This is a genomic window from Ferdinandcohnia sp. SAFN-114, assembly GCF_059415045.1.
This window is the reverse complement of the sequence record NZ_JBPFDQ010000147.1, coordinates 1-7756: the sequence shown is the minus strand read 5'-3', so window position 1 is coordinate 7756 and position 7756 is coordinate 1. Positions and strand designations below refer to the sequence as shown.

Here is a 7756-nt window from a genome sequence, read left to right as displayed (position 1 = left end):
TTTACTATGTAAAATTAAAGACAAGTGAATGTGCCTTTTTATTATAATATTAGTAACTTGTCTTTAATGTCACACATAATATTAAATTTAGTACATCACTTATATATAGTGGTGTACTTTTTTGTTTTTATAAGACCTCTTAATGACCCCATTTACTACAACAACAATAAAGTAAGAATCGTTGCAAATTCAACAACATTTTGTGCTACAATCGAAAAGAACGTACATTCTCGGAACGTACATTCCTTATAAGGTGGTGTGGATATTGAAAGAATATAAAGTTAAAGAGGTTGCTGAACTCTTAGGGAAACACGAAGAAACAATTAAGCGATGGATTCGGGCGGGCAAATTGCCTAACTCACACAGAAATAGTGACAAAGAGGGTTGGAGAATTATTGAATCCGATTTATTAAAGTTAAACAACGTTAACTTTATCAATAATACTGAACAACATGAAGATGATATGAAATTAGAGTCTGATGAAACAGAGTTAGTTAAATTAGCATACCAGGCTGTTACTCTTACTTCTCCTACTGATGAAATTCTATCTATCCTATCAGTTGTAGGAATCAAAAGAACCTTAGAAATACTCTTGATTATGCAACAATCGGCTACAAAGGTAAAAAACCCTGACGGGTTCATTCGTAAGGCGATTCGTGAAAATTGGAGTCCGACTTCTCTTTCTGTAAAATTGCCAAAGAAACACAGTATAAGTTTGTCAGATTTTACTCAACAGGACTACTACGTTACGTTGAATAACAGTGAAAATACATATGTGCGTAAAGTCCCATTTTACAATTGGCTTGAAGAATAATGAATCAAAAGTGGGTGTTATTCTATGTCTAAATATTGGTATGATTACTGCCCTGATGGTGTGGAAAGTCGTTTTGAAATGTTAGTTTTTGATCGTCAAAATCAACCCTTTCTTCCATTAACAGTTCATTATCATGATTGTATTGGGAGAATTAGTAAAAGTTCTGCACTTTCGTATGTTCAATGCCTACTCCCCTTTTTTACATGGTTAGATCAATTTAGCAACTTTCAAGGAAAACAAGTTAAATGGGATGATTCGCCTGACATTATACGAATAGCCGTAGAAGATTATCTTATGAATGAGATGGCTTGTAAAGTAAGAGAGAAAGATACTTTTCGATTTGTAAATCGTACCAATAAAAGTCCAAATACAGTTAATCGTTTTCTTTCCGCGTTAAAGTCATTCTATAAATCTCTTATTCGATTAAAACAATATAATCACTCAAACCCTTTAATAGATTCATATGCGATTTTAAATGATTATAAGAGCCATACCGAAGGAGTGAGAAAGGACAAGCCGCGTATGCCAGCTGAAGCAGGAACAGAAAATGCTACTCCACATAGAAGGTTAACGGATTCTTATTTCAAGTTAATTAATGAAGAATGGCAACCTGAAATTATAAGCGATATTTACCTTCCGTATCAAGTTTATCAAGCAGGGAAAAAAGTAAATTGGTCTTTAAGAGAAGTTGTGATTGCTCGTATGTTATTTGAAACAGGAGCAAGAGCGTCCGAAGTTATAGAATTGACAATTGGAGACTATCATTCTCGTAAATCATTTCAAGAAGCCAGCACATTCAATAAAGGTAGTCATGGAAAAAGGGTGAAGTTCATCCGATTTAGTAAAGATACAGTTAAATTACTAATAAGATATATCAATACAGAGAGAAAACAATATGACAAATTACATCGTAATTTTGATGCTTTGCCAAATGAAGTTCCGATATTCCTTACGGTAATTGGGACACCTCTATCCTATGAAGCATGGTATTACCATTGGGATAGAGCGATGAAAGAATGCGAGATTAAGTTAAATCCGCATAAAACAAGACATTGGTTTGTAACAACAAGGTTAAGAGAAATCTATAACACCTCCAAGACAGAAGCTGAAATTGCACAAAGGAAAAATGAATTGATTCGGTATATCAAGTGGAGCAATAAGGATACTATTATAGTTTACGAACATTATTTTGATGAGGAAAGGCATTTCGAAGCACACAATCAAATGTTGGAAAATATGAAAAAGCGGGAAGGAGAATATTTAAAACAAATGAAAAACAAAAGAATTAAAAAACCTGAACTTAAAGTTTTGGAAGACATCAAACAAATAGAGATAGATCAAGAAATATTAGAGCTGTTAGATGGTATGGAGGAGTAAGGACAGACTATGATAACAACCGATTTGAAACCACAGACACCTTTCTATGAGCAATTGCTCGGCATGGTAAACACCCAACTACTACACCTTCGTGATACAAGAGACACATTCATCATAGATAAAATCGATGAATTTGACTTAAATTACTATTTTCAATATGTAATGGACAAGCCTTGGAATAATCATTTGTTTCTGTATATGATAGTTGGTGCAGAAAAAAATCTTGATCCAAGAACAATTTTAAATACATTATCTACAATAAACTCCCGAATGAAAGACTTATTTAAGCACTTTCACCTAACCGAAATGGAGCAACTAAGCACTGAAACACATATGTATGAATATTTTAAGGGAACTATTTATAAAAATCATTCGGACTCTCAAAGAGCATATTTTTTAACATATTATAGATCTCTCTCTTACGAGACAAAAAAATGGGTTAGTTCAAAGTTGCCTGTAGAGCAACGAGAAGATTTCGAAAAATTCATCTTTCCGATGCCTTCTTACGATTCAGGGGACTTTCATTTTACGAATGCAGCGTTAGCTCAAGGTCGAAACACTCGTAAGAGTGAAACGGATGCCATCGTACCTTTTCTTACCAAAATTCGTGCTGAAGGACACTTTCGTTGGAATCAAATAGACCGATTACGAAAAGCATATTTAAAAGCTTGTGAACAAGCAAAAACAACAAATGCAGAGCTACCTCTGTATTTCGATTATAAAGAACCCAGAAGAGTTGGAGAACGCTTTTATTTCCGCCTTTGGGACAAACCTTCTTTTGTATTGAATCATAAGGATCAATATAGTAAGGAAGTTGTTAGAACGGCAGAAAGACGTATCGAAGCATATTCGGTCGAAAATAATCATTACTTCGTGGAGTTTATTAGAGCCGAACGAATGGACGATGAGGATGAAGCTGAAGGGCTATGGTTTATAGAATTAATCGAAAATGATGTTATTGGTGGGAAAATCTTTGAAAATATCCCTGAGGATGAAAAAATAAGAAAAATTAAACTGCTTTATTCTTGGGGTTACGGTGATGGAAGTATAAATAATTTAGTTTTTCCTTTTAACTCTCAAAAAGGAGTCCTCACACCAAGTAGGTTTGTTTCCAGGAACAAAGATAAAGCAGAAGGCTCTTTATTTGATATGGAGTCTTATTATGTAGGCGTAACCTTCGGTTTACTTGCATTGGATATTTGTACTTCTACTGGCGCAAGAATAAATGAATTACTACAAATTAATTATACAAAAGAATGCCTAAAAACTTTTAAGCTTAATAACAGCTTGAAATATTCCTTTTATGCTATTCCTAAAGGCCGCGACGAACCTGAACAATATTACATTACTGATGAGACTATGAAACTTTTTGGTAAGGTTCGTAAAATGTTACAAGAACATTATGGTACCGAAAAAATTCCAAGTGTTAACTATAGTTATATTAATCGAAAGCACTTATTTAAAAAGCCAAAACCGTATTTTTTTCAATATCACAAAAAAGCACTTAATAACTATGCTATAACAGCAAGCCTTCGCTTTTTGCTGCACGGTCTACACTTTGAAACACAAGAAGGTACTCTTGTTACAGTGAAGCCACACTTATTACGTCATGCTTTTGCCACTGAAGCTGTTCAACGACAAAATGTGCCATTAGACATTATAGCCAAGATATTACATCAACGGGATTTAGATGTAACAGGTTATTACTCAGAACCAACACCAAGTCAAGTAGCTCAAGCGGTTAGTGATTTACACAATGTTGTTACTGATTACATTGATATTGATGATGCTGTTTTACGAAATCCAAATGAACTTCAACAAGAACTTAATGATTATAAAGAAAAAGTTGGTGTTTTTAATAATGTTCTAGGCGGAGTTTGTGTAACGAATATGGTTTGCCCAGTTAAAATGGCTTGTTTAGGTTGCCAGGCGAAAATTCCACAACCAGAAAAAAAGCATGAGTTAGAAGAAGTTATCGAACTATCAAAAGATATGGAAAAACGTTTTACCGCAATGAATTTACCAGTAGAAGTCAAGAAAGCAAAAGAAATGCGGAAGCACGCACGTAATGAGTTAAAGGAAATTGATCTCATAGAGAAATACAGGGAGGAACAAAAATATGAGCCGCACATTCAATTCGACAAATGATAGGCCGTGGCTAAAAGAAAGTCATTATAAGCGCAGAAACCGCTCAGTTGAGATTGGTAAACATGCGATTGATTTATTAGTTAAGAAGGGTGAACCCGTAACATATACAAATGTAGCTAATGTTTCAAAAAGAATTGATCCCGAAGGGAAAGGAATTCATTCTAATACAATACGAACAAATGATCAGCTGTATGAGTATTATAAGGAGCATAGTTTGTCATATAAGCAAAAAAAGAATAGCAAAAATATCACAGCTACCTTAAATGACGGTATGGACGTTATAGATTTCCGAAAAATAAAACCTAATCGAAGCATTGAGAACGCACAAAGAAAATACATGAAGTTTTCCAAAAGCGAGTTGGTGCAACGACTGATCCATGCGGAACAATACATTGCAGAAAATAATTCAAAATGGGTAGCAAATCATTTCGAAATGTTTAAATAGGTAATCCTTAGCTTATATCACCTCTTCTTCAACTAACGGGGCAGTTTAGTTAAATAAGAGAAAAAAGAACACAAATGAATATATCATTTGTGTTCTCTTAATTTATCCCAGTCGGTCGCCTTTATTAACCCTTTGTTCAGGCTGTATTAGAACCACACCTTGTTCTGAGTAAGTCCCCATTATAAGTACTTCTGAGCTGAAATCAGCAACTTTCATAGCAGGAAAATTAACTACACCTAATACTTGCTTGCCAACTAGTTCTTCTAAACGATAACAATCTGTTATTTGAGCACTGCTTTGTTTTATTCCTATTTCTTCTCCGAAATCGACCCATAATTTATATGCTGGTTTTCTTGCCTTCGGGAATCCCTCTGCTCTAATAATTTCTCCAACACGCATATCTAGTTTTTGAAAATCTTCTAAAGTTGCCATTTATATTCCTCCATATTTAAAGTAGATTCTTCTACATATTAAGTTTAGATTGAGTCTGAATCTGTTCCTCTTGTCTTTCTTTTATAACCAATAATACCCCGAATAAAATTAAGAAAGAACCAACCCAAAAGGTGAAACTAATGGTTTCACCTAATATCAGCCAACCTAATAATGTTCCTACAATTGGTTGGAAAAAGAAGAAAACTCCTCCACTAGAGGCATTTAGCATTTGAAGACCACGATTCCATAATAGAAATGCGATAGCTGTTGATACTAACCCTAAATATAACATTCCTCCCCATATAGTGGGATTTGTTAATACGGTTATGTTTAATTTAGGTAATCTTGTTAAAACAAAAGGTGTTAGAACAACAAAAGCAATAAGAGTAGCATAAGTATTTACAACAATTTGCGAATAATCACTAGGCAAGCATTTTATAAGAACGGACATTAATGCCCAAGTCAATGCGGCAACAATAAGCGAAATGCCTCCGAGCATACTGGATATATTAATATCGTCAATACCAACTATAATAACAACACCAATAGTGGCCAAACTGACAGAAATAGCTTTCTTTAATGTTAACCGTTCTTTAAGAATTAAACTAGCAAACACGACCATAAATGCCGGCGTAGTCGCAGTAATAATGGCTCCCATTTGGGCGCTAGATAGCATTGTACCTGTTTCTTGAGTAACAATAGAAATGACATATCCTACAATAGAAATTGCAATTATTATCCCTATATGGTTCTTTTTAATCTTCCAGTCCTGTTTAGTGACGAGTCCAATGAATACTAACGCAACTAGTGCGATAAGATAACGCAACCATACAAGTTCTAATGGTGGTATGACTGCCACAACTACTTTTACGACAACATACATACCTCCCCAAATACTTGATGCTATTATTAAAAATAATGAACCGATTATTGTGTTTTTCATAGTAGTACCCTCCGTATTTTTTAGGCTTGTTATGCCCTAACGGAGAGAAGTAGCTATATAAAATCTCTCTCCATTATGGGCGGGAGAGTGCTACTGGTACATCATTTTCAAATAAAGGTGCTAAAAACATAATATCAACTCCTTTTAATCGTCAATAATAATAAAATATTAACAGATATAGATGGTAAATCCAACTGAATTCATTAAGCAACTGTGAAGTATTACGTTAGGTTATTGGATGCTCATATTCCATTATCATATTCTATAAAGGGTAGCATTCCTGCATTAAATAAATTTAAAAAATAGAACCTTGTGAAGAAATGCACTTAAACTATAGGGTGCGTTAATCCAAGAAGGATTAATGCTTTTTTTATTGAATCTATTGAACTATCGGGGCAGGTTAGTTTAACAAAATCTGAACCCTTTGTGTAGTTGAGACAACAAAAAAACCCTGGTTTGAAACAACAATTTAAAATAGGGTTCTTTAGTATAGTATATATAAAAATTCTCATGTACATTTTTTATGATTCCTTCTTAAAGGTTCAACAAATAATGATTGATACAAGTAGTTAAGTATTGCTACTGAAATACTTAAAAAGAAAAGTTGCTTTCGGCTCATTCTTACCATTTTATATATCCCAAGCTTCTCTGCCATTGTAGTTAATGGATAAGCAAATAAATAGTCAGCAAAAATGTTGGTAATTAGATATATCCAAAATCTTTTGTAGGTTAATTTGAAAATCCAAAAGTTTAGGATTGTAAAAGGTCCAAAAACAAAAGAGACATCTGTTGCTAATTTTGGGAATATAGGTTTTCTTACTTTCCACCATTTTAACTTTTGGGATAGCTCACTTATTAGTGCAATAACCAAGTCACAAAAAATAATAGTGGGAAGGAAGCGAAGTAGGGAACTTTTTCCAATCTTACTTACAGATAACCAAGGTGATACCAATAACAAATACATTTTCCATTTCCCTTTCATATACAGCCTCCTTTGTCTGGAAAATATACTAGCTACATTATAAACATTGGTATTTTCACCTAAAATAACTTCTTATATTCAATTTGTTATTACTATTGTAAAAGCCATGTTATTTTACTTGATAATGCTTGTTAATGAACTATAGAAGCAGTTTAGTTGAAAAAGAAAATGACTCATTTCAATTTTGATAATCAGGTTAGTACCATCTTATAAATTGTGTACCAACGATATTTAAAAAGAAGAAAAATAATGGGATTTTATTTGTTAATTTACTGCTTAAGTAAATTTATTTTCCCCATAGTCTGTCAATATCAAGAGGAACAATAACTTGCCCATTTATTTTTTTATGAATAATGGGGTTACTAAAGGAATCGACATCATAACTATGCTTATTAGAAGATCGAGGACGAACATCTATACCTAATAAACTTCGAATGGTATTCCTATTTGGCATTAAAATCATCTCCTTATATAGGTATTGATGTAATTATTTTCTTCTAGAGTATAAAAAATACTATAAAAAGATGAATAAATTAAAGAAAATTTATCCTTAAATGAACAAAAAAGCGACATTGATGAGAATATGAAAATAAAGAAGTCCCCGGACTAAGTGAC

8 protein-coding genes are annotated in these 7756 nt (G+C 33.3%); 4 read left to right on the top strand and 4 right to left on the bottom strand.

The features are described 5' to 3' along the window. The first annotated feature begins 265 nt into the window (after window positions 1-265). Genes ACR65M_RS25995 through ACR65M_RS25980 form a run of 4 tightly spaced genes read left to right on the top strand, consistent with a single transcriptional unit; the run spans window position 266 to window position 4784 of the window. On the top strand, window positions 266-814 hold the full coding sequence (locus tag ACR65M_RS25995; RefSeq protein WP_440274859.1) for a helix-turn-helix domain-containing protein: 549 nt from the start codon (window positions 266-268) through the stop codon (window positions 812-814). A 24-nt stretch (window positions 815-838) separates the two neighbouring features. Next, entirely contained in the window at window positions 839-2191 is a 1353-nt protein-coding gene (locus tag ACR65M_RS25990; protein WP_440274858.1) for a tyrosine-type recombinase/integrase, read from the top strand. Window positions 2192-2200: 9 nt separating this feature from the next. Next, a complete protein-coding gene (locus ACR65M_RS25985) occupies window positions 2201-4339 on the top strand; it encodes a site-specific integrase (RefSeq protein ID WP_440274857.1) in 2139 nt (712 codons plus the stop codon). Continuing rightward, window positions 4311-4784 carry a hypothetical protein gene (locus ACR65M_RS25980; RefSeq protein WP_440274856.1) on the top strand — a complete coding sequence of 158 codons (474 nt, stop codon included), beginning with the start codon at window positions 4311-4313 and terminating at the stop codon, window positions 4782-4784. The genes ACR65M_RS25985 and ACR65M_RS25980 overlap by 29 nt, the downstream gene beginning before the upstream one ends. A gap of 102 nt (window positions 4785-4886) precedes the next feature. On the opposite strand, the gene ACR65M_RS25975 is transcribed toward ACR65M_RS25980, so the two are convergent. The 4 genes from ACR65M_RS25975 to ACR65M_RS25960 all read right to left on the bottom strand — a co-directional run bounded on the left by ACR65M_RS25975 (window position 4887) and on the right by ACR65M_RS25960 (window position 7595). Next, the gene (locus ACR65M_RS25975; protein ID WP_440274855.1) at window positions 4887-5216 is read right to left on the bottom strand and encodes a tRNA-binding protein; all 330 of its coding nucleotides are present in this window, start codon (window positions 5214-5216) and stop codon (window positions 4887-4889) included. Between the two features lie 31 nt (window positions 5217-5247). Continuing rightward, window positions 5248-6159, bottom strand: a complete 912-nt coding sequence (locus tag ACR65M_RS25970; protein ID WP_440274854.1) for a DMT family transporter — start codon at window positions 6157-6159, stop codon at window positions 5248-5250. A 508-nt stretch (window positions 6160-6667) separates the two neighbouring features. Then, window positions 6668-7141: a hypothetical protein gene (locus ACR65M_RS25965; protein ID WP_440274853.1), complete on the bottom strand. Its 474-nt coding sequence runs from the start codon at window positions 7139-7141 to the stop codon at window positions 6668-6670. Between the two features lie 286 nt (window positions 7142-7427). Beyond that, window positions 7428-7595 (bottom strand): hypothetical protein, encoded by a 168-nt coding sequence (locus ACR65M_RS25960; RefSeq protein WP_335402697.1) that lies wholly within the window; start codon window positions 7593-7595, stop codon window positions 7428-7430. Window positions 7596-7756: the final 161 nt, after the last annotated feature.

What these genes read in the sequence shown, in the direction of transcription:
- ACR65M_RS25985 (WP_440274857.1), top strand. Translation starts at nt 2,201, where the DNA reads ATGATAACAACCGATTTGAAACCACAGACACCTTTCTATGAGCAATTG.
- ACR65M_RS25975 (WP_440274855.1), bottom strand. Translation starts at nt 5,216, where the DNA reads ATGGCAACTTTAGAAGATTTTCAAAAACTAGATATGCGTGTTGGAGAA.
- ACR65M_RS25980 (WP_440274856.1), top strand. Translation starts at nt 4,311, where the DNA reads ATGAGCCGCACATTCAATTCGACAAATGATAGGCCGTGGCTAAAAGAA.
- ACR65M_RS25970 (WP_440274854.1), bottom strand. Translation starts at nt 6,159, where the DNA reads ATGAAAAACACAATAATCGGTTCATTATTTTTAATAATAGCATCAAGT.
- ACR65M_RS25960 (WP_335402697.1), bottom strand. Translation starts at nt 7,595, where the DNA reads ATGCCAAATAGGAATACCATTCGAAGTTTATTAGGTATAGATGTTCGT.
- ACR65M_RS25990 (WP_440274858.1), top strand. Translation starts at nt 839, where the DNA reads ATGTCTAAATATTGGTATGATTACTGCCCTGATGGTGTGGAAAGTCGT.
- ACR65M_RS25965 (WP_440274853.1), bottom strand. Translation starts at nt 7,141, where the DNA reads ATGAAAGGGAAATGGAAAATGTATTTGTTATTGGTATCACCTTGGTTA.